The 24,027-nt window shown below is 71.6% G+C and carries 20 protein-coding genes; 8 read left to right on the top strand and 12 right to left on the bottom strand.

Annotated features, from left to right (window positions below; translation table 11 throughout):
* Nucleotides 1–9: 9 nt before the first annotated feature.
* Both FR742_RS07780 and valS read right to left on the bottom strand, forming a co-directional pair.
* Nucleotides 10–1,218, bottom strand: a complete 1,209-nt coding sequence (locus tag FR742_RS07780; RefSeq protein WP_148030308.1) for an AI-2E family transporter — start codon at nucleotides 1,216–1,218, stop codon at nucleotides 10–12.
* A 94-nt stretch (nucleotides 1,219–1,312) separates the two neighbouring features.
* Complete coding sequence (valS, locus tag FR742_RS07775) at nucleotides 1,313–3,790, bottom strand: valine--tRNA ligase (RefSeq protein WP_148030307.1); 2,478 nt, start codon at nucleotides 3,788–3,790, stop codon at nucleotides 1,313–1,315.
* Nucleotides 3,791–3,898: 108 nt separating this feature from the next.
* On the opposite strand from valS, the gene FR742_RS07770 reads away from it, so the two are divergent.
* Nucleotides 3,899–4,186: a DUF4235 domain-containing protein gene (locus FR742_RS07770; RefSeq protein ID WP_148030306.1), complete on the top strand. Its 288-nt coding sequence runs from the start codon at nucleotides 3,899–3,901 to the stop codon at nucleotides 4,184–4,186.
* Here the strand turns inward: FR742_RS07770 and FR742_RS07765 are convergent.
* From FR742_RS07765 to FR742_RS07755, 3 genes are read right to left on the bottom strand one after another with little or no spacing between them, the layout of a single operon-like run.
* The gene (locus FR742_RS07765; RefSeq protein ID WP_148030305.1) at nucleotides 4,116–5,552 is read right to left on the bottom strand and encodes a trehalose-6-phosphate synthase; all 1,437 of its coding nucleotides are present in this window, start codon (nucleotides 5,550–5,552) and stop codon (nucleotides 4,116–4,118) included. The genes FR742_RS07770 and FR742_RS07765 overlap by 71 nt on opposite strands.
* Before the next feature lie 22 nt (nucleotides 5,553–5,574).
* Entirely contained in the window at nucleotides 5,575–7,113 is a 1,539-nt protein-coding gene (locus tag FR742_RS07760; protein WP_148030304.1) for an FAD-dependent monooxygenase, read from the bottom strand.
* 9 nt (nucleotides 7,114–7,122) lie between these two features.
* The gene (locus FR742_RS07755; RefSeq protein WP_148030303.1) at nucleotides 7,123–8,082 is read right to left on the bottom strand and encodes an MBL fold metallo-hydrolase; all 960 of its coding nucleotides are present in this window, start codon (nucleotides 8,080–8,082) and stop codon (nucleotides 7,123–7,125) included.
* A 180-nt stretch (nucleotides 8,083–8,262) separates the two neighbouring features.
* Here FR742_RS07755 and paaI point away from each other — a divergent pair, with 180 nt between their 5' ends.
* Nucleotides 8,263–8,631, top strand: coding sequence for a hydroxyphenylacetyl-CoA thioesterase PaaI (gene paaI, locus FR742_RS07750; RefSeq protein ID WP_148034405.1), 369 nt, complete (start codon nucleotides 8,263–8,265; stop codon nucleotides 8,629–8,631).
* A gap of 38 nt (nucleotides 8,632–8,669) precedes the next feature.
* On the opposite strand, the gene FR742_RS07745 is transcribed toward paaI, so the two are convergent.
* The 4 genes from FR742_RS07745 to FR742_RS07730 form a co-directional block, all read right to left on the bottom strand.
* The gene (locus tag FR742_RS07745) at nucleotides 8,670–9,464 is read right to left on the bottom strand and encodes a hypothetical protein (protein ID WP_261808405.1); all 795 of its coding nucleotides are present in this window, start codon (nucleotides 9,462–9,464) and stop codon (nucleotides 8,670–8,672) included.
* Nucleotides 9,465–9,479: 15 nt separating this feature from the next.
* The gene (locus tag FR742_RS07740; protein WP_148030302.1) at nucleotides 9,480–9,779 is read right to left on the bottom strand and encodes a DUF4193 domain-containing protein; all 300 of its coding nucleotides are present in this window, start codon (nucleotides 9,777–9,779) and stop codon (nucleotides 9,480–9,482) included.
* A gap of 285 nt (nucleotides 9,780–10,064) precedes the next feature.
* Nucleotides 10,065–11,336: a cell wall metabolism sensor histidine kinase WalK gene (locus tag FR742_RS07735; protein ID WP_148034403.1), complete on the bottom strand. Its 1,272-nt coding sequence runs from the start codon at nucleotides 11,334–11,336 to the stop codon at nucleotides 10,065–10,067.
* Nucleotides 11,337–11,386: 50 nt separating this feature from the next.
* Nucleotides 11,387–12,040, bottom strand: a complete 654-nt coding sequence (locus FR742_RS07730; RefSeq protein ID WP_148030301.1) for a response regulator transcription factor — start codon at nucleotides 12,038–12,040, stop codon at nucleotides 11,387–11,389.
* A gap of 234 nt (nucleotides 12,041–12,274) precedes the next feature.
* Here FR742_RS07730 and FR742_RS44405 point away from each other — a divergent pair, with 234 nt between their 5' ends.
* The gene (locus FR742_RS44405; RefSeq protein WP_187281037.1) at nucleotides 12,275–12,436 is read left to right on the top strand and encodes a hypothetical protein; all 162 of its coding nucleotides are present in this window, start codon (nucleotides 12,275–12,277) and stop codon (nucleotides 12,434–12,436) included.
* A gap of 62 nt (nucleotides 12,437–12,498) precedes the next feature.
* Here the strand turns inward: FR742_RS44405 and FR742_RS07725 are convergent, their stop codons facing one another.
* Complete coding sequence (locus FR742_RS07725) at nucleotides 12,499–13,314, bottom strand: inositol monophosphatase family protein (RefSeq protein ID WP_148030300.1); 816 nt, start codon at nucleotides 13,312–13,314, stop codon at nucleotides 12,499–12,501.
* A complete protein-coding gene (locus FR742_RS07720; protein ID WP_148030299.1) occupies nucleotides 13,314–15,272 on the bottom strand; it encodes an alpha/beta fold hydrolase in 1,959 nt (652 codons plus the stop codon). Before FR742_RS07720 ends, FR742_RS07725 begins: the two co-directional genes overlap by 1 nt.
* Before the next feature lie 86 nt (nucleotides 15,273–15,358).
* Here FR742_RS07720 and FR742_RS07715 point away from each other — a divergent pair, with 86 nt between their 5' ends.
* Nucleotides 15,359–16,336 carry a ferrochelatase gene (locus FR742_RS07715; RefSeq protein WP_148030298.1) on the top strand — a complete coding sequence of 326 codons (978 nt, stop codon included), beginning with the start codon at nucleotides 15,359–15,361 and terminating at the stop codon, nucleotides 16,334–16,336.
* On the opposite strand, the gene FR742_RS07710 is transcribed toward FR742_RS07715, so the two are convergent.
* The gene (locus FR742_RS07710; protein WP_148030297.1) at nucleotides 16,327–17,496 is read right to left on the bottom strand and encodes a lytic transglycosylase domain-containing protein; all 1,170 of its coding nucleotides are present in this window, start codon (nucleotides 17,494–17,496) and stop codon (nucleotides 16,327–16,329) included. The two genes, FR742_RS07715 and FR742_RS07710, sit on opposite strands and share 10 nt — an antisense overlap.
* Nucleotides 17,497–17,587: 91 nt before the next feature.
* On the opposite strand from FR742_RS07710, the gene FR742_RS07705 reads away from it, so the two are divergent.
* From FR742_RS07705 to sepH, 4 genes are all read left to right on the top strand, one after another.
* A complete protein-coding gene (locus FR742_RS07705) occupies nucleotides 17,588–18,790 on the top strand; it encodes an MFS transporter (RefSeq protein ID WP_148030296.1) in 1,203 nt (400 codons plus the stop codon).
* A 102-nt stretch (nucleotides 18,791–18,892) separates the two neighbouring features.
* Nucleotides 18,893–19,564, top strand: a complete 672-nt coding sequence (locus FR742_RS07700; RefSeq protein ID WP_261808404.1) for a polysaccharide deacetylase family protein — start codon at nucleotides 18,893–18,895, stop codon at nucleotides 19,562–19,564.
* 52 nt (nucleotides 19,565–19,616) lie between these two features.
* Nucleotides 19,617–20,909 (top strand): D-arabinono-1,4-lactone oxidase, encoded by a 1,293-nt coding sequence (locus FR742_RS07695; protein ID WP_148030294.1) that lies wholly within the window; start codon nucleotides 19,617–19,619, stop codon nucleotides 20,907–20,909.
* A 365-nt stretch (nucleotides 20,910–21,274) separates the two neighbouring features.
* On the top strand, nucleotides 21,275–24,019 hold the full coding sequence (sepH, locus tag FR742_RS07690; protein WP_148030293.1) for a septation protein SepH: 2,745 nt from the start codon (nucleotides 21,275–21,277) through the stop codon (nucleotides 24,017–24,019).
* Nucleotides 24,020–24,027: the final 8 nt, after the last annotated feature.

The raw sequence follows: 24,027 nt of genomic DNA, 5'->3' as shown, positions 1-24,027 counted from the left end.
GTGATGAGATTACTCGCTGTCAGCACCGGATCGTCCCGCCGCACCGGGTTTCCCGTCGTCGGCGGGCCCTTGGGAGCCGGCCGGGCCGCCGGGCAGCTCCGGGCCGGCGGCGACCGGCGGGGCGACCGGTGGGGCGACCGCCACCATGGAGGGTGGTGGAAGCGCCGGCAGGTCGGTCATCAGCTCGGGGAGCGCCCGGTAGATGACCGCGGCCACCGGCACGGCCACCACGGCCCCGGCGATGCCCGCCAGGATGCCGCCCACCGACAGCGCCAGGATGATCGCCAGCGGGTGGAACTTCAGCGCCCGCCCCACGATGAGGGGCTGCAGCACGTGGTTCTCCAGCTGCTGCTCGACCACCAGGATGCCGACGAAGATGAGCGCGTACACGATGCCCTTGGCGCCGAGCGTGACCAGGGTGGCGACGGTGCCGGCGAAGAAGATGCCGACGATCGGGATGAAGCTGGCCAGGAAGATCAGCACGGCCAGCGGCGCCCAGAGCGGCACCCCCATGCCGGCCAGCACGATGCCCATGACCACGCCGTGCACGGCGGCGACGAGCACGCTGCCCTGCACGTAGTGGGAGAGCGTGCTCCACGCGGCCCGGCCCGCCCTGTCGACCCGCGGCGACATCCGCCCGAAGCCCTTGAGGAACCAGCCCCAGATCCGGTCGCCGTCCTTGAGCAGGAAGAACGTGACGAACAGCAGCAGCACGATGGAGGCGAGCACCTCGACGGCCACGGCCCCGGCGGTCAGCACCGTGCCGGTGATGGCCGTGCGCTGGGCCTCGATGAGGGCGACCACCTCGTTGAAGTACTGGGTGATCTGCGTCTGCTGCAGGTGGAGCGGCCCGGTCACGAGCCATTCCTGCACGTCGCCCACCGTGGCCTGGACCTGCTTGACCAGGTTGGGGAACTCGTCGGTGGCGCGGGCCCCGACGAGCCAGCCGGTGCCGGCCAGGACCGCCAGGGCCGCGATCATGGTGAGCCAGGTGGCGTAGATGGGCCGCATGCCCGCCTGGCGCAGGCTCCTGGTCATCGGGTAGAGCAGCGCGGTCAGCAGCAGGGCGATGGCCACGGGCAGCACCACGAAGCTGAGCCGGGCGATGACCTGGACGAAGTAGAAGACGACCACGCCGGTGAGGATCAGGCACAGGCTCCAGGCCGCAATCTTGGCCAGCACGGGCGGCACGAGTTTGGTGGGGCGGTCGCTCAGCACACTCCAAGACTGGCACGTCCAAGCGCGGGACGCGCGCCTATCGACCGCCCCGTATTCCTCCCGCGGCGAGCCCGCCCGCGGGGAAACTCCCGCGTCAGCCCAGCTCCACCTCGATCGAGGTCTCCTCGCCGTGCTCCAGCACGAACTCCTCGACGTGCCCGGCGCCGCACAGGTCGTCCTGGGCGAGCCGGACCAGCCCGGCCCTGGGCGAGGTCACCGTGAGCCTGGACACCTCCGCCCGCATCGACTGCTTGGCCTCGGACTTGGCCTTGCGCACCTGGCGGAGCACCTCGGACGCGGCCTCCAGCACCGCCGGGTCGCCCGCGACGGACCCGGGCTCCGGCCAGGCGGCGCCGTGCACCGAGCCCTCGCGCCACCAGGACCACACCTCTTCGGTGACGAACGGCAGGAACGGCGCGAACAGCCGCAGCTGCACGTCGAGCGCGCGGCGCAGCGCCTCGTGGGCCGACGCCGCCGCCGCGTCGCTCCCGTAGGCTCTGGCCTTGACCAGCTCCAGGTAGTCGTCGCAGAAGGTCCAGAAGAACCGCTCGGCGACCTCCAGCGCCCGCGTGTGGTCGTAGCCGCCGAAGGCCTCGGTGGCCTCGCGCACCGCGCCGGACAGCGCCGCGAGCATCGACAGGTCGACCGGCTCGGTGACCTCGCCGCCGCCCTCGCCGAGCCCGAGCACGAACTTCGACGCGTTGAGGATCTTGATGGCCAGCCGGCGACCGATTTTGAGCTGTCCGGCGTCGAAGGCCGTGTCGACGCCGTAGCGCCCGTTGGCCGCCCAGTAGCGGACCGCGTCGGAGCCGTGCTGCTCCAGCAGGTCCATCGGGGTGACCACGTTGCCCTTGGACTTGGACATCTTCTTGCGGTCGGGGTCGAGGATCCATCCGGAGATGGCCACGTCGCTCCAGGGCAGGCCGCCGAACTCCAGGTGGGACCGGACGACGGTGGCGAACAGCCAGGTGCGGATGATCTCGTGGGACTGCGGGCGCAGGTCGGCCGGGAAGACCCGGCGGAACAGGTCGTCGTCGGTCTCCCAGCGCCCGGCGATCTGCGGCGTGAGCGACGAGGTCGCCCAGGTGTCCATGACGTCGGGGTCGGCCATGAAGCCGCCGGGCACGCCCCGCAGCTCCTCGGCGTAGCCGGGCGGGGCGTCGGACGACGGGTCGACCGGCAGCGCCTCCTCCGGCGGCAGGATCGGCTCGTCGTAGACCGGCTGCCCGTCCTGGTCGAGTGGATACCAGACGGGGAACGGCACGCCGAAGAACCGCTGACGGGAGATCAGCCAGTCACCGGCCAGGCCGCCCACCCAGTTGTCGTAGCGGGCCCGCATGTGCGGAGGGTGCCAGGCCAGCTCGCGCCCCCGCTCCAGCAGCCGCTCGCGCAGCGCCTCGTCGCGCCCGCCGTTGCGGATGTACCACTGGCGGGTGGTGACGATCTCGAGCGGCTTGTCGCCGCGCTCGTAGAACTTGACCGGCCGCCGCACCGGCCGCGGGTCGCCCTCCAGGTCGCCGGACTCGCGCAGCAGCTCCACGATCCGCTCGCGGGCGCTGTGGACGGTCTTGCCGGCCAGCTCCTTGTAGGGGTCGGTCTCGACGCCCTCGGGCGGCTCGGGCAGCAGCCGGCCGTCCCAGCCGATGACCGGGCGGGTCGGCAGGTCGAGCTCGCGCCACCAGGTCACGTCGGTGACGTCGCCGAACGTGCAGATCATCGCGATGCCGGTGCCCTTGTCGGGCTCGGCCAGGTGGTGGGCCAGCACCGGCACCTCGGCGCCGAACAGCGGGGTGAGCACGGAGGTGCCGACCAGCGACCGGTAGCGCTCGTCGTCGGGGTGGGCGACCAGCGCCACGCAGGCCGGGATCAGCTCCGGCCGGGTCGTCTCGATCCAGACCGGCCCCTTCTCGCCGTAGAACGAGATCTTGTGGAAGGCGCCGGGCCACTCGCGGTCCTCCAGCTCGGCCTGGGCGACGGCGGTGCGGAAGGTGACGTCCCACAGCGTCGGCGCCTCGGCGAGGTAGGCCTCGCCGCGCCGCAGGTTGCGCAGGAACGCCCGCTGCGACACCCGGCGCGACTCGTCGCTGATCGTGGTGTAGAGCAGCGACCAGTCGACCGACAGGCCGACCCGCCGCCACACCTCCTCGAACGCCCGCTCGTCGATCTCCGTCAGCTTGTGGCAGAGCTCCACGAAGTTGCGCCGGGAAATGGAGACCTCACGTTTGCCGGGCTTCTCCGGTGGCACGAAGTCGGGGTCGTACGGCAACGACGGATCGCAGCGCACGCCGTAGACGTTCTGGACGCGGCGCTCGGTGGGCAGGCCGTTGTCGTCCCAGCCGATCGGGTAGAACACCGACTTGCCGATCATGCGCTGGTAGCGGGCCATGATGTCGGTGTGGGTGAAGGAGAAGACGTGACCGACGTGCAGGGAGCCGGAGACGGTGGGCGGCGGCGTGTCGATCGAGTAGACCTGCTCGCGCGGCCTCGACCGGTCGAACCGGTAGGTGCCCTGCTCTTCCCAGCGGGCTACCCATACCTGCTCCAGGCCGTCGAGAGAGGGTTTCTCGGGCATGGACGCATGGCGTAGTCGCTGCTGAGTCATGCCTCCTTATGGTACGGCTTGCCGGGGCCTCGAAGCGGCACAGACTAGGGTTCGTTACAAAGGGGAAGGAGAGATCGCATGGCGGATGACAAGCCCGACATCGCCTGGCGAGTCGTCGGGGGCCTGGTGGGGCTGGTGACAGCCTGGGCCGCCAGGAAGCTGCTCGGGTTCGCCTGGGTGAAGGCGACCGGCAAGGAGCCGCCTATCGACCCAGACTCGCCCGAGGTCAGCATGGGTGAGGCGATCGGCTACGCCGTCGTGATGGGCGTCGGCATGTCCGTCGCGCAGATCGTGGTCAACCGGACGGCCAAGAAGCGCTACGACTCATGGCGGGCTCTGAAGCGGACGGTGACTCCAGAGAGCTGAGAAACTCGCTGGCCCAGCGGTCCACGTCGTAGGTGGCGACCCGGCGGCGCATCGTACGCATCCGCCGGGCCAGCTCGTGCGGCGTGGCCCGCATGGCGGCGAGCATCTGGCGCTTGAGGTCCTCCACGTCGTACGGGTTGACCAGGAACGCCTGGCGCAGCTCGTCGGCCGCCCCGGCGAACTCGCTGAGCACCAGCGCCCCGTTCAGATCGTGGTGGCAGGCGACGTACTCCTTGGCGACCAGGTTCATCCCGTCGCGCAGCGGCGTGACCACCATGACGTCGGCCGCCAGGTAGAGCGCGGCCAGCTCGTCCTTCGGGTACGACTGGTGGAAGTACTGGATCGGCTGGCTGCCGAACTCCGAGGTCTCGCCGTTGATCCGCCCCACCTGCAGCTCGATGTCGTCGCGCAGGCGTCTGTATTCCTCCACCCGCTCCCGGCTGGGCGTGGCGATCTGCACGAACACCGCCTCGCCGGGGGTGATCCGGCCGTCCTTGAGCAGCTCGCCGAACGCCTCCAGGCGCTGCCCGATGCCCTTGGTGTAGTCGAGCCGGTCCACGCCGAGCAGCACGTGCTCGGGGTCGCCCAGCTCCATCCTGATCTCCTTGGCGCGCGAGACCACCTCCGGCCGGCGCACCATCTCGTCCAGCTCGCCGAAGTCCACGCTGATCGGGAACGCCTGCGTGCGGACGATCCGGTCCTCCAGGAAGATCTCGCTGCCCTTGTACGGGACGCCGAGCAGCCTGCGGCACAACCGGCGGAAGTTCGCGGCCCCGCCGGGCAGCTGGAAACCGACCAGGTCGGCGCCGAGCAGACCCTGGACCAGCTCGCGCCGCCACGGAAGCTGCCAGAACAGCTCGACGGGCGGGAACGGGATGTGCAGGAAGAAGCCGATGCGCAGGTCGGGCCTGAGCTCGCGCAGCATGGCGGGCACGAGCTGCAGCTGGTAGTCCTGCACCCACACGACCGCGCCCTGCTCGGCGTGCGCGGCCGCCGCGCGGGCGAAGCGCTCGTTGACCGCCCGGTACGCCTCCCACATCGACCGCTCGAACACCGGCGGCGCCACCACGTCGTGGTAGAGCGGCCAGAGCGTCGCGTTGGAGAAACCCTCGTAGTAGAGCTCGATCTCCTCGGCCGTCAGCGGGATCGAGATGAGGTTCATCCCGTCCTGCTCGAACGGCTCCAGCTCCTCGTCCGGCGCCCCCGGCCAGCCCAGCCAGGCGCCGTGGCGACGCTGCATGACCGGCGCGATGGCGGTGACGAGACCACCAGGGCTCCGGCGCCACGAGGCCGTTCCGTCTTGCTCGACGACCCGGTCGACGGGCAACCGGTTCGCGACGATCAGAAACGAACTACGGCCAACCACCCAATTCCTCCTAGACTCACTGTCACGGAAGGCGCGAAGCGCGCCTCACAGCGGCCACCACCGAGTCCGGCCCCGCATGGGGGACGATCGCGGCGATATGGGCATCGGGCCTGATCAGCCACGCCTCATCGGGTCTGGCGCCGAGCCTCTCAGCGAGCACGCCCGACCCATCCACCTCCGCGAGCTCGCGGACGACGAGCGGCGCCGTACAGACCTTGCCCAGGACCTGCGCAAACAAACCCGAATCACACATTTCGCCCAGGAGTACCAGGAAACCGTCGCGGCAGAACTCGCGCAGCCGCCCCCCGGGCACCGGCACGTCGGGCACGATCACCCCGGGGCAGGGATCGCACAGCGCGCCCTTGGGCGGCCTGCCCGCGAACGGCCGGCCGGGATCGGGGGTCGTGAGCGGCGAGTCCACGTACCAGAAGGGCTCGGCGAACCGCCCGGAGTCGACGCCGTCGGCCCGCCCGGTGGCCAGCGCGGTCTCCAGCGCCGCGCGCCTGCGCGCCCGCTCCTCGTCCGTACGGGGCGTGAGGAAGCGCATGGTGGCCGCCGTGACCTCCAGGTTCTCGCGGGCGGCGGCGTGCCGCTCGTCGTGGTACGTCTCCAGCAGCTCCTCCGGCGCCCACCCGTTGAGCACGAACGCCAGCTTCCACGCGGCGTTCTCGGCGTCGGGCACCCCGGAGTTCAGGCCGCGCGCCCCGAACGGCGCGACCAGGTGGGCGCAGTCGCCCGCCAGCAGCACCCGCCCGGCCCGCATCCGCGAGGCGACGCGCGAGTGGAAGCGGTAGGTCGTCTGCCACAGCAGCTCGTAGTCCCGGTCGCCGACGATCGTCCGGATCTTCCGCGCCACCTCCTCGTCGGTGGGCACGGCGTGCGGCGGGATCTGCCAGTCGATGCGGTAGGTGGAGCCGGGGCAGGGGTGGACGAGCACCTGGCGGCCGGGGTTCCACACCGGGTCGAAGTGGAAGCGCCGCTCGTGCTCCCAGCCGGGCAGGTCGGCGCGGACGTCGCAGATGAGGAACTGGTCGTCGAACGTCTCGCCGTCGAACGTCACCCCGAGCGCCTGCCGCAGCTCCTGGCCGCGGGCGCCCGCGCAGACCACCGCGTACGGGGCGCGCAGCACGCGGTCGCCGCAGCGCACGGTCACGCCGCCGCCGTCCTGTTCGAGACCGGTCACCCGGTGGTCCCACCGCACCTCGGCCAGTGGCTGGGCGGCGAGCGCCGCGTCGAGGATCTGCTCGGTGCGGGTCTGCGAGATGTTCACGCACGCGGGCAGCCCGGGCCCGCCGTCGAAGGTCCAGGAGAACAGCTCCTCGCCCCGGTAGTACGTGCGGGCCGTGGTCCAGGCCAGGCCCTCCTCCGCGATCCGGCCGGCGCCGCAGGCCGCCCAGATGTCGAGCACGTCGCGCTGCTGGCAGATCGACTTCGACCCGGCCGGCTCGCGCCCCGGCCGCCCGTCGAGGACCAGCACCCGCACCCCCCAGCGGGCCAGCAGCAGCGCAGCGGTCTGCCCCACCGGCCCGGCGCCGACCACGATGACCTGCGCGTCCTGCATCGGACCTCCTCAGCTCTGGAGCCGCGCCCACACCTCGCGGTCGCGCTCCGCCGTCCAGACGCGCGGCCGTTCGACTCCGTCCAGCTCGTCCCACAGCCGGGAGACGTTGAACGGCATGCAGTGCTCGAAGATCGGCCAGGCGCCGTAGCGGGGTTCGAGCGCCCGATGGGCGGCCTGGAACGCCTCCTTGAGCGTGCCGCCGCGCTCGTGGGCCGCGCCGACCTCACGCAGCATGACCCGCAGGAAGTCGCGGGTCTGGGCGATGGCCGCGTCGACCTCCGACCGGCCGCGCGCCACCGCTCCCCTGCCGCCGACCAGCGTCCGCGCGCCGAACGAGGCCACCCGGTCCAGCGTCGCCGACGCCCATGCGCGGTGGAAGGCGTCGCCGGTGTAGAGGGCGGCCCGCGACTCGACCAGGTCGCCGGCGAACATGACGCGCTGCTCCGGCAGCCACGCCACCAGGTCGCCCTCGGTGTGGCCGCGCCCGCAGTGGTGCAGCTCCAGCCGGCCGCGCCGGCCGCCGAGGTCGATGGCGAGCCGGTCGCCGAACGTGAGCGTCGGCCAGGTCAGGCCAGGGATCGACGCGGGCTCCTTGAACAGCCGGGGCATGCGGGCGTACTCGCTGGCCCAGTCCTCCGCACCGCGCTCGGCGATCAGCTCGCGGGTCTTCTCGTGCGCGACGATCACGTCCGCGCCGAACGCCGACGCGCCCAGCACCCGCACCGCGTGGTAGTGGGACAGGACGAGGTAGCGGACCGGTTTGCCGGTGTGCTCGCGCAGCAGCGCCAGCCATTCGCGGGCGGCCACGGGGGTGGCCATGGCCTCGAAGCAGACGAGGAAGTCCTCGCCCTCGACGGCGCCGACGTTGGGGTCGCCCTCGGCGGTCAGCGCGTACACGCCTTCGGCCAGTTCCTCGAAGGAGCGCGTCTTGTCGGCGAGGTCCGCCGACGAGGCGAACGGCTTGGCCATGGTCCCTCCCGGTCAGGCGACGGCAGCTAGGACATACCCGGCCATCATCCGCTTCTTCCCGCCGATCCTCTTCGAAGTCGACGGGTGACGGCCCGCGTGCTTGACAGGCGCCGTCAGGCGTGAAGTGATTACCGAACAGTCGGTCGGTATCGGGAGGGTCCATTGGAGACCGCGCGTCGCATGATGGACGACGACACCGCCTCCGCCGCGCTCGGCATCGAGCTGGTCGAGCTGGATCCCGGCCGGGCCGTGTGCCGGATGAAGGTCACCGGCCAGATGATCAACGGGCACGCGCTCTGTCACGGCGGCTACGTGTTCCTGCTGGCCGACACGGCGTTCGCGTGCGCGTGCAACACCTACGGCGCGGTCACGGTCGCGGGCGGCGCCGACATCACCTTCGTCTCGCCCGTCCGCGAGGGCGACGTGCTGGTGGCCGAGGCCGCCGAGCGCACCCGCTACGGGCGCAGCGGCGTCTACGACGTCACGGTGCGCAGGGCGGACGGCAAGGTGGTGGCGGAGTTCAGGGGGCGGAGCAGGGAGCTGAGATGAGCGGGGGCAGAGGGCAGGGGGACGTGCGGTTCGGCGGGCTACGGGCCTAACCGCTCGCGCTGCTGGCCGGGCGGCAGCGTCTTGACCCGCAGGTCGTCGCGGATGGCGGCGGCGAGCTTCTTGGTGGCCATGCGGTTGAGGGTGCCGCCGGCCACGGCGCCGGTGAGGAACGGGCCGAACGTGGTCAGGTGGCGCCCGAGGACCCTCAGCAGGCGGTTGCGCAGCGCGGTCTTGGTCGCGGCGCCGAGCGCCAGCGTCACCGAGGAGGGGGCCAGCGGGTCGATCCCGCGCTGCTTGGCCCAGGCGGCGGTGAACGCGATCGCGCGCTGGGCGCCGGTGCCGTCGACGTGCACCCCGTACACCTCGTGCAGCTCGGCGAGGAGCTTGACCTCGATGGCGGCCACCACGATGGTCTCGGCGACGAGCTGGGCGGGGGCGGAGAGGAGGAGAGGAGGAGCGGCGAACTCGGCCGCCGCGACCGCGCCGCCGATGGCGCCGACCGTCATCGTGCCCTTCATGGCGGTGCGTACCAGGTCGTCGGCGAGCTCCTCGCCGGTCAGGCCCTGGTGGTGCTGGGAGAGCGTGTGCAGGTCCCTGATCGGGATGCGGGGCGCGATGTTGAGGAAGACGTCGGCCAGCCAGCGGCCGCGGCCGGCGCCGGACTTCCTGGCTCTCGCCGCGCCCACGGAAAGCACGCGTGTGAGTCGGCCGAGCAGTTTGCGCCGCTCGGCCGGTTCGAGCTCACCCGGCTGGGTGAGCCTGCCCACGAGTTCGCCGACCTCTTGACCGGGGTCGGCGGCCTCGTCTTCTGAGTGTCGATCAGGTGATGCCACGCGTATGCCTCCTTATCAGGCGGCGCACTCCCGGCAGATCTGCTGGCCGTTCTTCTCCGAGGCCAGCTGGCTGCGGTGGTGCACCAGGAAGCAGCGCGCGCAGGTGAACTCGTCAGCCTGACGCGGGATCACGCGCAGGCTGAGCTCTTCGTTCGACAGATCCGCACCGGGCAGCTCCAGCGACTCGGCCAGGTCGGTCTCGTCGATGTCGATGCTGCCAGACGACTTGTCAGTGCGCCGCGCCTGGAGTTCCTGGAGGCTGTCTTCGCCCAGGTCGTCGTCGGTCTTGCGCGGGCTGTCGTAGTCGGTAGCCATCGTGCTTACTCCATCCCCCTCATCAATATGTGTTCGCGCTCATCGCGCGTGTTCTAACGTCCGGGAAGCTCATCTTGTGCCCGTTCCGCCGGGGAGATTTCCTCTCGGTACCCCGAGGAAACGGACGACGAACCTCCCAACACGTCAGGGCCTGCTGCCGACGGCAGTGGTTAGCCAAATATGGCGAAACCCACAGCCTTGGCGTCATGCGCCACCGTGTTCGACGGCACATCCAACCACATGTGCGACGCGAACGAGACGCCCCCCGTGGGGCAACACGCCGGATCAACGTCGCGGCAGCCGGATCGTCACCACTAGTCCGCCACCCTCCCGCGGCACCGCGTTGACGTTGCCGCCGTGAGCCTGCACCACAGCACGGACGATGGACAGCCCGAGACCCGCTCCCTTGGCCGAATCCACCCGGTCGGCGTTGAGCCTCCTGAACGGTTCGAACAGGCTGTTCACCTCGTACGCCGGGACATGCTGCCCCGTGTTGGCCACCTGAACAACCAAGGCCCCGTCCACCATTCCCGTACGGATCCAGACTTTTCCGTTTTCGGGAAGGTTGTACTTGACGGCGTTCTCCAGCAGATTGCTGACCGACCGTTCCAGGAGCACCGGATCGCCGATGGTAGGGGTGCTCACCAGTTCGGTGGTGAGCGTGACGCCGTGCTCCGCGGCGAACGGCGTCACCTGGTCCACGGCCGTCTGCGCGACCTCCTTGACGTCCACCGGCTTGCGCACCGCGAGCTCGCGCTCGCTCCTGGCCAGCAGCAGCAGGCCCTCGATGAGCTTCTCGTTGCGCGCGTTGACCTCCAGGAGGGTACGGCCGAGCGCCTTGAGGTCCTCGGACGCCTCCGGGTCGGACAGCGCGATCTCCAGCACCGTCCTGTTGATGGTCAGCGGCGTGCGCAGCTCGTGGGAGGCGTTGGCGACGAACCGGCGCTGGGTGTCGAAGGCGACGTTGAGCCGGGTGAGCATGTCGTCGAAGGTGTCGGCGAGCTCCTTCAGCTCGTCGTCCGGGCCTTCCAGGCCGATGCGCTGGTGGGCCAGCGTGCTCTCGGAGAGCTTGCGGGCGGTCGCGGTCATCTGGGTGACGGGCCGCAGGGCCCGGTCGGCCACGAAGTAGCCGAGGATGAGCGCGAGGATGCCGACGCCGAGCAGCACCAGGATCGACTGCCTGACGAGGGTGTCCAGCACCTCGCTGATCTGGTTCACCCGCAGCAGCTGCACCTGCTGCTGCAGGTCGGCCGCGAACTCCGGGGAGATGTAGCCGGGCACCTGGAGCTGGAACTCGAACCCGGTGTAGAGCGTCGAGCGGATGATGAAGTACATGACCACGAGCAGCATCGCGCCGGCCGTGAAGAACATCGCGCTGTAGGTGAGCGTGAGCCGCCAGCGGATGCTGACCTTCCCGGTCAGACCCTTGATGCCCGCCGCCGGGTCGTGCTTCACCGGGCCGTACTCGGGCGGCGGCGGGCCGTCCCAGGCAGGCGGCCCGCTCGGCGGGGGCGGCGGCCCCTGCCTGGCGGCCCGCGCCGAGTGCGGGCTGATCATCGGATGCGTCGGCACCGACTCACGGCCCGGCTCCCGATCCGACGGTTCTGTCACAACTTGTACCCCACGCCGGGGACGGTCTCGATCACCTGAGGCTCGCCCAGCTTCTTCCGCAGCGTCATCATGGTCACCCGCACCACGTTGGTGAACGGGTCGATGTTCTCGTCCCATGCCTTGTCGAGCAGGTCCTCCTGGCTGACCACCGCGCCCTCGGCGCGCAGCAGTTCCTCCAGGACGGCGAACTCCTTCTTGGTCAGCACGACCTCCCTGCCGTCACGCTCCACGAGCCGCTTGCCCGGGTCGAGCCGGATGCCGGCGCGCTCCAGCACGGGCGGCAGGGCCGGCGCCGACCGGCGGCCGAGCGCCCGCACCCGGGCCACCAGCTCGACGAACACGAACGGCTTGGCGAGGTAGTCGTCGGCGCCCAGGCCGAGCCCCTCCACCTTGTCGTCCACGTCGCCCGAGGCGGTCAGCATCAGGATCCGCGACGCGGTGCGCTGCCCGACCAGGCGGCGGCAGACCTCGTCGCCGTGCACGACCGGCAGGTCACGGTCGAGCACGATCACGTCGTAGTCGATGTAGGAGGTGCGTTCGAGCGCCCCGCCGCCGTCGTAGGCGACGTCCACGGCCATGGCCTCGCGCCGCAGACCGGTCGCGATAGCGTCGGCGAGAACCTTCTCATCCTCGACCACCAGTACGCGCACGCTGCCACACCTTCCTCTGGTTCTGATGACTCATTGTGCCCCTCGCTTCGATAAGCGCACGGTAAGGCATGTCCAGGGACAGGTGACGCAGCCCACAGGGAATTCCATGTTTCGGACGGCGAGCGGTCTGGGTATGCCTGCGAGACACCCATGCGCCCGTGTCCCCCTTCGGGCTCCGCACGGGCGGGTGGGCCTTCGCCCCGCACGAATCGAACCCCTGAGAGAGTAGGTGAGATGGGCGAGTTCACGACCACGATCGAAAGCCGCCTCGACCAGGCTTACAAGGGTCTTCGGGAAGCCAGGAGCGCCGGTGACGACTACCTCGCCGACACCCTCACCGCCGAGATCGAGGATCTGCGCCGCCTAGCGGACGATCACGGTATCCCGTTGCGCTGACGTGGTTTCACGCCGACGGCCGGAGCCCCGAGGGAGTGGCTCCGGCCGTCGGCGTCCTCACCTCAGGAGTCGCGTGCCGGGTCGAGCGCCGCGAGCAGGTCGTGCAGCTCCTCGAACAGCCCCGGCGGCGCGCAGAGCGCCATCTCGCCGCCGCACGGCCCGCCGTGCAGGCCGCCGACCCTGGCCCCGGCCTCGGCGGCGACCAGCCCGCCCGCCGCGTGGTCCCAGTAGTTGACGCCCCGCTCGTAGTAGGCGTCGACCCTGCCGAGCGCCACCGAGCACAGGTCGACGGCGCACGACCCGCCGCGCCTGATGTCGCGTACCCGCGGCAGCACCCCGGTCAGCACCTCGGCCTGGACGGCCCGCCGCGCCGCGCCGTAGGCGAACCCGGTGGCGACCAGCGCCTGCCCGAGCGGCGGCGCCGGGTTGCACCGCAGCCGCTCGCCGCCGAGCCAGGCGCCCTCGTCCAGGGCGGCGGTGAACACCTCGCCGCGCGGCGCCACGTTCACCACGCCCGCCACCACCCGGCCGCGCACCTCGACCGCGATGGACACGGCCCAGTCGGGCAGCCCGTACAGGAAGTTGACCGTGCCGTCGATCGGGTCGACGACCCAGCGCACGTCGGTCTCGCCTGGCCGGTCGCCCTCCTCCTCGCCGAGGATCCGGTCGCCCGGCCTGACCGCCAGGATGCGCTCGCGGATGAGCTGCTCGGAGGCTCGGTCCAGGACGGTGACGACGTCGGTGGGGCTGGACTTGGTCTCGATGTCGGCCGAGCGGGTGGACATCGAGGGCCGCTTGGCCAGCAGCATGTCGCCGGCCTCGCGGGCGATGTCCTCGGCCAGCCGCAGGAAACCGGCGGGTGTGGTGGTGCCGGGCATCAGGCCACCGACTCCGGTCGCTTCCACTCCTCGCCCAGCACGTGGTGGGCGAGGAAGGCCAGGACGGACTCGTACCAGGCGACGACGTTGCCCGGCTTGAGTATCCAGTGGTTCTCGTCGGGGAAGTACAGGAACTTCGACTCCACGCCGCTGCGCCGCAGGTCCCACCACAGGCGCAGGCCCTCGCCGATGGGCACGCGGTAGTCCTTGTCGCCGTGGATGACGAGCATCGGAGTGGTGATCTTGTCCAGGGCGAGGTGCGGCGAGAGGTCGCTGTAACGTTCCGAACCCGCGGGGCCGAACTCGCGCTGCCAGTACATGGCCGCGTCGGTGGTGCCGGCGAACTGGTCGAGGTGCCACAGCGAGGCGTGGGTGACGATCGCCCGGTAGCGGTCGGTGTGGCCGGCGACCCAGTTGGCCATGTAGCCGCCGAACGAGCCGCCCATCGCGGCCGTGCGCCCGGCGTCGAGGTCGTCCCTGGTCAGCGCGGCGTCCACGATGGCCTCAAGGTCGGCCATGGTGCGCGGGCCCCAGTCGCCCCAGCCGCGGTCGATCATGCCCTGACCGTAGCCGGTGGACAGCGCGGGGTCCGGCATCAACACGGCGTAGCCGTGCCTGGCCATGATCCACGACTGCCAGCGCCACTGCCAGTCGTTCCAGGAGGCCACCGGGCCGCCGTGGATCCACAGCAGCAGCGGCGCCGGGTCGGCGGCGGAGGCGCCTTCCGGCAGCACGAGCCAGCCGCGGATGGTGACGCCGTCGTCGGCGGTGGCGGTGACCTCGGTGAGGGTACCCGGGGTCTCGGGGCGTGGCGCGGGCGAGGGCAGGTCGGTGATGGTGCCGCCGAGGCCGATCCTGGCGGGGCCTGGGGCCAGCGCGACCCCGCTGCGCAGCGCGTACAGGGACTCGCCGTCGGACGAGACGTTGAGCCCGAGGTACGAGGCGTCGTCCGCGGTGAGCCTGGTCACCTCGCCGTCCTCCAGCGTGACGCGGAAGACCGGGCGGCGGCCCTGGTGGTCGGCGGCGATGTGCACGGCGGCGGAGTCCGGCGCCCACACGACGTCCGAGGGGAACAGGTCCGGCGCGTACGCGCGCCCCTGGCCGGTGGCCAGGTCGCCGATCCACAGCTCGATGCGGACGGACCGGTCCAGGGCGGCGTGCCGCTCGCGGACGCAGGCGATCTTGGTGCCGTCCGGCGAGACGGCGAGCGGGCCGCCGAAGTCGTGGCCCTCCTCACTGGCGAGCGTGCGCCGCTCCCCTGACTCCACGTCGATCGCGACCAGCTCGACGCGCTGCTCGGCGTGGGACAGCGGGATCCGCCAGGTGGAGATCACCGTGCGGCCGTCGGGGGTGAGCGTGAAGGCGGCGTCGCGCAGCGCCTCGCCCGGGTCGGGGGTCAGGTCGCGGACGTCCTCCAGGCCGTCGGGGCCGAGCCTGCCGGCGAACAGGCGGGTGCGGCCGGGGCCGAGGTCGTGGTCCCAGTAGCGGACGGGGTAGCTCTCGTGCAGGATCGCGCTGATCCCGGCGTCCTTGCGAGCCTTGCGCCGCTCGGCCTCGTCCGCCTCCTCGCCGTCCAGCACGTCGGAGGCGAACACGACCGTGTCGCCCGCGGTCCTGAAGGAGCCGACGCCGCCGGGGCGGGCGGCGATCCGGCGGGCCTCGCCGCCGCCAGCGGGCAGCAGCCAGAGCGCCGCCACCTCCTCGTCGCCGTCCTTCACGGTGGGGTCGGGGCGGGGGCTGGTGAACAGCAGGTCGCCCGTGGCGGTGAACTCGGCCGCCGTCTCGCCCTTGGCCGACCGGGTGAGGCGGTACGGCTCGCCCTCCAGGGGGCCGCCAAGGGGGATCGCCCAGAGCGCGGTGCCGTACGACTTGCCGTCCGGGTTGAGTGTCTGGACCACGGAGACGAGCCGGGAGTCGTCGGGGGAGAGCTTCAGCGAGTGGACACGTGGGATGGCCACATAGTCACGGATATCGTCAAAGGGGCTCACTTGTCCGAACCTACCTCCTGGCGGGACCACCGGCACGCCGCCATAGGCTTGTTCACGTGGCACATTACGACGCGTTGCTGGTGCTGTCGTTCGGCGGTCCCGAGGGTCCCGACGACGTGATGCCCTTCCTGGAGAACGTGGTGCGCGGCCGGGGGGTCCCGCGCGAGCGGCTGCTGGAGGTCGCCGAGCACTATCAGAGCTTCGGCGGCGTGAGCCCGATCAACGGCCAGAACCGCGACCTGGTCGAGGCGCTGCGCCCGGTGGCGGGCGTGCCGGTCTACTGGGGCAACCGCAACTGGCACCCGTTCGGCGAGGAGACCGTGCGCCGGATGGCCGACGACGGGGTGCGCAGGGCCGCGGTGTTCGCCACCTCCGCCTACGCGGGTTACTCGAGCTGCCGCCAGTACTACGAGGACATCGCCAGGATCTCCTTCGACGGCGGCCCCGAGCTGGTCAAGCTGCGCCACTACGGCGACCATCCCGGGTTCGTCGCGGCGATGGCCGACCACACCCGGCAGGCGCTCGACCGGCTCAAGGACAGGGCCGGCCACGACCACGCCCGGCTGGTCTTCACCGCCCACAGCATCCCCGTCTCCATGGCCGAGACCGCCGGGCCGTCGGGCGGCCTGTACGAGGCGCAGCTGCGCCGCACGGCCGAGCTGGTCAACCGGGCGCTGGGCCGCACCGCGCCGTGGGACCTGGTGTGGCAGTCGCGCAGCGGCCCGCCGCAGGTGCCCTGGCTGGAGCCGGACGTCTGCGACCACCTGCGCGAGCTCGACGCCGAGGCCGCGGTGCTGGTGCCGATCGGGTTCGTCTCCGACCACATGGAGGTCGTCTACGACCTCGACACCGAGGCCAGGCAGGTGGCCGAGGAGCGCGGGCTGCCGATGGAGCGGGCGTCGACGGCCGGCACCCACCCGGCGTTCGTGCGGATGGTGCGCGAGCTGATGGACGAGCCGGAGCCGGTGCCCTGCGCGCTCACCTGCTGCCCGGCGCCGAAGCGCAGGCAAGCTCAGGTGCCGGATCAGGTGTAGGAGCGGGCGTAGGCGTCGGCGATGCCGAGCACCTTGTTCACGTAGTCCCACGAGTGGTTGTAGTGCCAGACGGCCTTGCGCAGCTTCTCGCCGCCCTGGCCGGCGCCGACGGCGCACAGGTAGTTCGCCGCTCCCGGCACCGCGTCGTACGGGCTCCAGATGTCCTTCTTGCCGTCGCCGTCGCCGTCCACGCCGTAGGCCTTCCAGGTGGCGGGCATGAACTGCATCGGCCCGAGCGCGCCCGCGCTGGAGGGGCCGTTGTTACGGCCGTGGCTGCTCTCCACCTGGCCGATGGCGGCCAGCACGGTCCATGACAGGCCGGGGCAGCGGGTGGCCGCCTGCTGGTACAACTCCAGGTAGCTGCCCGGCCTGCCGGTGGTGACGGCGGCCCGCTGCGGCTGCTCGCGTTCCCGGTGAGCCTTGTCGAGCATGACGACCTGGGCGCCCCGGCCGAGCGCCTTGCGCACGCCCGCCTCGCTGATCTTGCCTTCCTTGCCGTGCAGCAGCACCGCCACGCCGCGGGCCAGCCCGAGCGCGCGGCCGAGCTCGGTGCCGACCAGCGCGTCGACCCCGGTCAGGCCGAGCGGCGCGGAGGCGGCCAGCCGCAGCCGGGGCCCGCCGTCCAACTGGTAGTACGCGCCGAGCTTGAGGTCGTACTTGCGCACGGCCGCCGCGTCGGCCACGAACTCTCCCCTGGCCAGCGCGCTCCACACGCCGGGGTGCCCGGCGACCGCCTCGGGTGTCCAGGAGCGGAACTCGGCCTGGTCCACCGCGAGCAGGTTGAGCCCGGTGCCGGCCACCTTGACCGAGCCCGCGTCCACCACGATGGCCTTCTGCACGTGCTTGAGCGCCGACAGCGCGAAGCGGGTCTCCTTGGGCACCTCGCCCGGCGCGATGGCGAGCACGCGCGGCGGGGTGGGGGTGACGCCGGCGCCGCCCTCGCCGAACTCCTTCACCGGAGCGGCGGTCGGGGGCGTGGTGGGGACGAGCTTGTCCAGGCCCGCGGTCTGCCTCTCGGGCCGTTTCTCCGTCTCCCGCGCCGCCGGGCCGGCGGACGGATCCTCCCCCATGACCAGCACCACGCCGCCTGCCGCGATCGTGACCGCGAGCACGGCGGTGACCATGAGCAGCACCGCGCGCAAGGAGGGAAGACCGGACACCCGGGACACGTTAACCCACTCGCCAAGAAATCTGTTGCCATCCGGACAGACGATGCGCGAAGTTATGCCTGCACAGTAAGGAGACAGTGAGATGGTCGGGCCTTACCGGGGGTTGTTCACAGGGCCCGGCGTCAAGGGATTCGTGCTGGCCGGCTTCTTCGGCCGGATGCCGATGTCCATGCTCGGCATCGGCGTGGTGCTGCTGGTCCAGGGCCTCACCGGGTCGTTCGCGATGGCCGGGGCGGTGTCCGCGGTGCTGAGCATCGCCTTCGCCGTCGCCGCCCCCCTGTCCGGCCGGCTCGCCGACCGGTTCGGGCAGGGCCGGGTCATCCTGCCGTTCGCCGTGGTCAACGCGCTCGCGCTGGTCGCGCTCATGCTCAGCGCCGGGCTCGGGCTGCCCGGCTGGACGCTGTACGCCGCCGCGCTGGTGACCGGCGCCACGTCGCTGTCGCTCGGGTCGATGGTCCGGGCGCGCTGGTCCCACCTGCACCCCGGGTCGGCGAAGCTGCACACCGCCTTCGCCTTCGAGTCCGTCGCCGACGAGGTGATCTTCGTGACCGGGCCGGCGCTGGTGACCGTCCTGGCCACGGCCGTGAACCCGTACGCGGGCCTGACCGTGGCACTGGTGGCGATGCTCACCGGGTCGGTCGCGCTGGCCCTGCAGCGGCGCACCCAGCCGCCGGTGCGGCCGGTCCGCTCGGCGGGCGGCACCCCCATCCTCATCCCCGGCGTCGCCCTGCTGTCCTGCGTCTACCTGGGGCTCGGCGCGGTCTTCGGCTCGGTCGACCTGATCACGGTGGCGTACGCCGACGAGCACGGGGTCAAGGGCGCCTCCGGGTTCCTGCTGGCCGCGTTCGCGGGCGGGTCGATGGTGTCGGGGCTCTGGTTCGGCTCGCGGCGCTGGCGGATCTCGCTGCGCGGCCGGTTCGTCCGGGCGCTCGGCGTGTTCGTGGTCGGGCTGCTGCCGATCATGTTCGTCGGTGACGTGCGGGTCATGGCGGTCACGCTCTTCGTGGCCGGGCTGGCCATCTCGCCGACGCTCATCACCGGCTTCTCGCTGACCGAGCGGCTGGTGCCGCCGTCGCTGCTCACCGAGGGCATGGCGTGGATCTCGACCTCGATCGGGTTCGGCGTGGCGATCGGCGCGTGGGCGGGCGGCCGGCTCACCGAGATGGTCGGGGCGTCCGGCGCGTACGGGTTCTCGGTGGCGTGCGCGGCGCTGGCCGTGGTGGTGGGGATCGGAGGTTCGGGTTTGCTGAGACTTCCCGGAGCGCCTTCACCGGCGGAGAGCTGATCCGCTACCGTCGGGACATCCCTCGCATCACCCTTCACATTGGAAACTACAGTTATGTCCCGACATTTGACTTCACTCCTGGCTATCGCGGCGGTTGCCGTGATGGCGGCCCCCGCGCCGGCGGTCGCCGACCCCAAGGCGAAGGAGGTCGACTGCACGCGGGTGAAGTGCGTGGCGCTGACCTTCGACGACGGGCCCGGCAAGTACGCGGGCAAGCTGCTGGACATCCTGAAAGAGCACGACGCCAAGGCCACGTTCTTCCTCGAAGGCCAGTACGTGAAGAGCCGCCCGGCCTACGTCAAGCGGATGGTGAAGGAGGGGCACGCGGTCGGCAACCACAGCTACGCGCACCCCGACTTCACCAAGTCCACCGCGGCCACGATCCGCAGCGAGATCAAGAAGACCAACGACGCGATCAAGAAGGCGGCCGGGGTCGAGCCCAAGCTGCTGCGTCCCCCGTACGGGATGTCGGACCTGCAGGTCCAGGACATCGCGGTCGAGTTCGGCATGCCGATCATCCTGTGGACCGGCGGCTCCCGTGACTGGGAGTCGAAGAACGAAGAGAAGATCAAGAAGCAGACCCTGTCGGTCGCCAAGGGCAACAGCATCGTCCTCATGCACGACTGGGTGAAGCAGACGGTCGACGCGATGCCGTCGATCATCAAGACCCTCCAGCGCAACGGCTACCACCTGGTCACGGTCGACGACGTCATCAAGCACGAGGAACTCAAGCCGGGCGACGTCTTCCCGCTTCCCGAAGGCTGGGAACAGTGAGTATCGTTCACGTTTGACCGGAACGAAGCCCCAGCCAGGAGAACCCGCGCGCATGGCGTTCACCAACTGGGCAGGCAACCAGACCTGCTCCCCCGCCGAGGTGCGCACGCCGGCCTCCGCCGACGACGTGGCGCGGGCCGTGCGGGACGCCGCGGCGGGCGGGCGGCGGGTGCGCATGGCCGGGACGGGCCACTCCTTCACCGGGGTGGCCCTCACCGACGGCATCCTGCTGCGCCCCGAAGGGCTGACCGGCGTCCGCTCCTGGGCGGACGGCCAGGTCACGGTCATGGCCGGCACCCCGCTCAAGACGCTGAACACGCTGCTCGACGGGCGCGGCCTGGCGCTGGCCAACATGGGCGACATCACCGAGCAGACGGTCGCGGGCGCCATCCAGACGGGCACGCACGGCACCGGACGCGACAGCGGCGGCCTGGCCGACCAGGTGACCGGCCTGGAACTGGTGCTGGCCGACGGCTCGCTCGTCACCGCCGCGCCCGGCGAGGACCTGTTCGACGCCGCCAGGGTCGGGCTGGGCGCGCTCGGCGTGCTGACGGCGGTGACGTTCCGGGTGGAGCCCGCGTTCCTGCTGCACCACCGGCGCAGGCGGCTGCCGCTCAGCCGCATCCTCGACTCGCTCGACGCCCTCACCGCCGAGAACGAGCACCTGGACTTCTTCTGGCTGCCGCACACCGACGCGTGCCTGGTCAAGACCAACAACCGGCATCCTGGCCCGCCCGCCCCGCCGAACGCGTTCCGTCACTGGCTGGACGCCGTGTTCCTGGAGAACACCCTGTTCGGCGCCGCCTGCGCCGTCGGCGCCCGCCTCCCCGGCCTGATCCCCCGGATCAACGCCGTCAGCGCCGCCGCCCTGAGTGACTCCGAGGCCGTCGACACCTCGTACAAGATCTTCACCGCGCGGCGGGAGGTGCGCTTCCTGGAGACGGAGTACGCGATCCCGCGCGAGCGGCTCGGGCAGGCGCTGCGCGAGACGCGTGACCTGATCGACCGGATGGGCTGGCAGATCAGCTTCCCCGTCGAGGTGCGGGTGACGCCGCCGAGCGACGTCTGGCTGTCGACCGCGTACGGCAGGCCGAGCGCGTACGTGGCCTGCCACATCTACCGCGAGACCCCGAACCCGGCCTACTTCGAGGGTGTCGAGGAGATCATGACCAGGCTGGGCGGCCGCCCGCACTGGGGCAAGCTGCACACCAAGGACGCCGCGTACCTTTCGGGCGTCTACCCGCGCTTCGCCGACTTCACCGCCCTGCGCGACCGCCTCGACCCGGACCGCCTTTTCGGCAACGCCTATTTGGACCGGGTGCTCGGGCAGGTCTCCCCCAGGTAAAGAATGGGCGCGGACGCGTGTCCCGCCGTGCCTCCGCCCGGCGGGGGCGGCAACCTCGTCGATCGTGCCCCGACGTTCCGGCCTGCCCTCCCCGTACGCGACCGCGGCCCTCACCGCGCCGGCCGCCTCCCGCCCGAAGTGCGAACCGATTCGCCAGAATCCGACGAGGACGTCTAACCTCCTCCTGCGCACGGGCGGGCTCTGAGAGGATGGACTCGTCAAATGTGACTGGCGTCACAACGCCCCGCGGCTATCCCAGCAAGGCGATGTTCGGACATGCCGGGTACGGTGCTGGCAGGCAACCGGCACACGCGAGAGACTCAAGGGTCCGGGGGAAGAATGGCGACGCTGACGAAGGGACTCGCATGCAGGAGCTCCGACTCGTCGCGGTGAGTGAGGACGGCACCTATCTCGTGCTGGCTACTGCCGGGCGGGGCACGCGCTTCACTCTTCCTGTGGACGACCGGCTCCGTGCTGCCGTCCGTGGCAACTTCTCCCGTCTCGGCCAGTACGAGATCGAAGTGGAGAGTCCGTTGCGCCCCAAGGAGATCCAGGCCCGCATCCGTGCCGGGGAGACCGCGGAAGAGATCGCCGCCACGGCCGGGATCCCGGTCGAGCGGGTCCGCTGGTTCGAGGGGCCGGTGCTCCAGGAGCGCGAGTACGTCGCGCAGCAGGCGCAGCGCGTCACCGTCCGCATGCCCGGCGAGACCGCGGCCGGCCCGACCCTGGGCGAGCTGGTCGCTGAGCGGCTCACCCGGCGCGGCGTGCCCGCCGACGAGATCGACTGGGACTCCGCCAAGCGCGACGACGGCCTGTGGCGGGTCAAGCTCGGCTACGTGTGGAACGGTCACACGCGCCACGCCGAGTGGCTCTTCGACCCGCGCCGCCGCCACGTCAGCCCGCACGACGACGAGGCCCACCGCCTGTCCTCGGCCGACTTCGACCCTGATCCCGTGGTGGAGGACACCACGGTCACGCCGTTCGCGCCCCGGATGGCCAAGCTGCAGCCGGTGCCGCCGCTGACGTCCGACCCGCTGCCGTTCCCGTCCGTCATCAGGCCCGGCTCCCAGCCCGAGGAGCCTGCGGTCGGCTACGACCCGCCGGCCCGCGAGCTCCCCGTGGACCTTCCGCCGGCCGCCTTCGACCGCGACCCCGACCCGGCGCCGCCCGCCCGCGACGACACCCGCCGCGGCGGCCCTTCCCCATGGCTCCCGGACCTCGGCCCGTCCCGCCCCCAGCCCTTCTACGCCCCCGCCGACGACCGGGTCTCCCCCGACCGCACGACCGGTCCCGGCCACCGCCCCACCGGCCCACACCCGGACCGGGGTACGGTGCCGGGCGCAGACTCACACCCCGACCGGAGCGTGGCACCGGGCGCAGACCCGGGCACGACCCGTCAAACCGGCTCATACTCCGACCGGAGCCCCATTCCGGGGACAGACCCCGGCACGACTCGTCCGACCGGTTCACACCCGGACCGGAGCACGGCGTCGAGGCCGGAGCGTCCGACGGCGGCTCAGTCGGCTTCGGACCGGTTCGTCCCGCAGGCGCGCACCGACGCCGCTCCGGCGGGGCCGTCCTCCTCCGGCGCGCCTAGTGGCTCCCCCTTCCGGGAGACCACGCCCGAGAGCACCGTGCCCGTGGAGTCGGCTCCGACCGCCGCGTCCTCGGAGACCGTCGGGCGACCTTCCGCTCCTGAGGCGACTCAGGCGCCGACCAACGACTCGCCCGCTGCCCAGACTCCGGCGGCACCGGCCGCGCCCGTACAGGATCAGGGCTCCGCCGCGTCCACTCAGACGCCCTTCGCCGAGACCTCCGCCTCCGCCGAGCCGGGCGGAGCGGCCCAGCGTCCGGAAGCCGCCATCGCCCAGTCCGCCACACCGGCCCAGCAGCAGGAAACGGACATGGCACCGGCCGAGCAGTCTGGGACGTCACCCACACAGCAGCCGGAATCCGCACCCGCCCAGGCGCAGACACCCGCCGCTGCCGACGCCGCCACCCGGCCCACCGATGCCCCGGCACGTATCACCGACGGCACCGACGACCACGCGGACGTCTCGGCAGACGCCGTGACCACCGGCCCTCCGGCAAGCGACCACCAGCCGGAAGCCGCTTCCGTCAGCGCCGACGCACCTGCTCAGCAGCAGGAAACACCGGCCACCCAGACGGCATCGACCGCCACAGAGACTCCGGCACCAGCCACCCAGACGCCGCCGTCGGTGGCTCAGACCCCGGCACCCGCCGCGCAGTCGGCGCCGTCGCCCGCACAGGACACCACACCCCCTGCGCAGACGGCACCGTCGCCCACACAAAGCACCACACCTGGCGCGCAAGCGGCATCGTCGCCTGCGCAGGGCGCCATACCTGCCGCGCAGGCAACGCCAACCACTGAGCAGGGCATCACACCGACCGGGCAGTCGGCGCCCGCGGCTGAGCAGGGCACCACACATGCGACGCCAGCCACTGAACAGAGCACCGCACCTGCCGCGCAGGCGGCGCCTACGGCTGAGCAGCCTGGTACGTCACCCACGCGGGAGCCGGAATCCGCGCCCGCCCAGGCGCAGCCATCCACCACACCCGCCGCCGACACGACGACCCAGACTGCCGAGGCTCCGGTGTCCGACGCCACCGATGCCGAGACCCATGCTGCCGCCGACGGCGGGACCGCTGCATCGGCTGCCGCCGCCGAGCCTCCCGCTGCCACGGAAACGCAGAGCCCGGGATCGACCGGCGACGCCTCCGGGCCCGCCTCGGAGGGCCCCGTGACGGCCGGCGCTCCCGCCGCGCGAAAGGCTCCCGAAAGCGACCCCTCGCCCGTACGGGAGACCGAGGCGGCGGAGAAGAAGGCTCCCGAGGTCCAGGCCGAAACGGAGACCGGTGTCGGCCGCAAGCATCAGCCCAAGGGCGCCAAGCCGGCGGCGAAGGCGGTGCCCGCGGCCCGGCCGAGCAAGGACGACCAGGCCGAGCAGGAGCCTCCGGCCAAGGAGGAGCCTCCCGCGCCGACGCCCGCACCCAAGCCGGCCCGCCAGTCCCGCAAGGGCTCGCGCGGACGCCGCGCCTCGGTGCCGACCTGGGACGAGATCATGTTCGGCGCCCGCCGCCAGGACTGACAGCGACG

This window comes from Nonomuraea sp. C10, from assembly GCF_008017515.1.
In the GTDB taxonomy this organism is placed as follows: domain Bacteria; phylum Actinomycetota; class Actinomycetes; order Streptosporangiales; family Streptosporangiaceae; genus Nonomuraea; species Nonomuraea ferruginea.
Note: the sequence above shows the minus strand (reverse complement) of the source record. Positions and strands in the feature narration are given on the sequence as shown.

What these genes read in the sequence shown, in the direction of transcription:
- valS (WP_148030307.1), bottom strand. Translation starts at nt 3,790, where the DNA reads ATGCCCGAGAAACCCTCTCTCGACGGCCTGGAGCAGGTATGGGTAGCC.
- FR742_RS07770 (WP_148030306.1), top strand. Translation starts at nt 3,899, where the DNA reads ATGGCGGATGACAAGCCCGACATCGCCTGGCGAGTCGTCGGGGGCCTG.
- FR742_RS07760 (WP_148030304.1), bottom strand. Translation starts at nt 7,113, where the DNA reads ATGCAGGACGCGCAGGTCATCGTGGTCGGCGCCGGGCCGGTGGGGCAG.
- FR742_RS07755 (WP_148030303.1), bottom strand. Translation starts at nt 8,082, where the DNA reads ATGGCCAAGCCGTTCGCCTCGTCGGCGGACCTCGCCGACAAGACGCGC.
- paaI (WP_148034405.1), top strand. Translation starts at nt 8,263, where the DNA reads ATGATGGACGACGACACCGCCTCCGCCGCGCTCGGCATCGAGCTGGTC.
- FR742_RS07740 (WP_148030302.1), bottom strand. Translation starts at nt 9,779, where the DNA reads ATGGCTACCGACTACGACAGCCCGCGCAAGACCGACGACGACCTGGGC.
- FR742_RS07735 (WP_148034403.1), bottom strand. Translation starts at nt 11,336, where the DNA reads ATGATCAGCCCGCACTCGGCGCGGGCCGCCAGGCAGGGGCCGCCGCCC.
- FR742_RS44405 (WP_187281037.1), top strand. Translation starts at nt 12,275, where the DNA reads ATGGGCGAGTTCACGACCACGATCGAAAGCCGCCTCGACCAGGCTTAC.
- FR742_RS07725 (WP_148030300.1), bottom strand. Translation starts at nt 13,314, where the DNA reads ATGCCCGGCACCACCACACCCGCCGGTTTCCTGCGGCTGGCCGAGGAC.
- FR742_RS07705 (WP_148030296.1), top strand. Translation starts at nt 17,588, where the DNA reads ATGGTCGGGCCTTACCGGGGGTTGTTCACAGGGCCCGGCGTCAAGGGA.
- FR742_RS07700 (WP_261808404.1), top strand. Translation starts at nt 18,893, where the DNA reads ATGGCGGCCCCCGCGCCGGCGGTCGCCGACCCCAAGGCGAAGGAGGTC.
- FR742_RS07695 (WP_148030294.1), top strand. Translation starts at nt 19,617, where the DNA reads ATGGCGTTCACCAACTGGGCAGGCAACCAGACCTGCTCCCCCGCCGAG.
- sepH (WP_148030293.1), top strand. Translation starts at nt 21,275, where the DNA reads ATGCAGGAGCTCCGACTCGTCGCGGTGAGTGAGGACGGCACCTATCTC.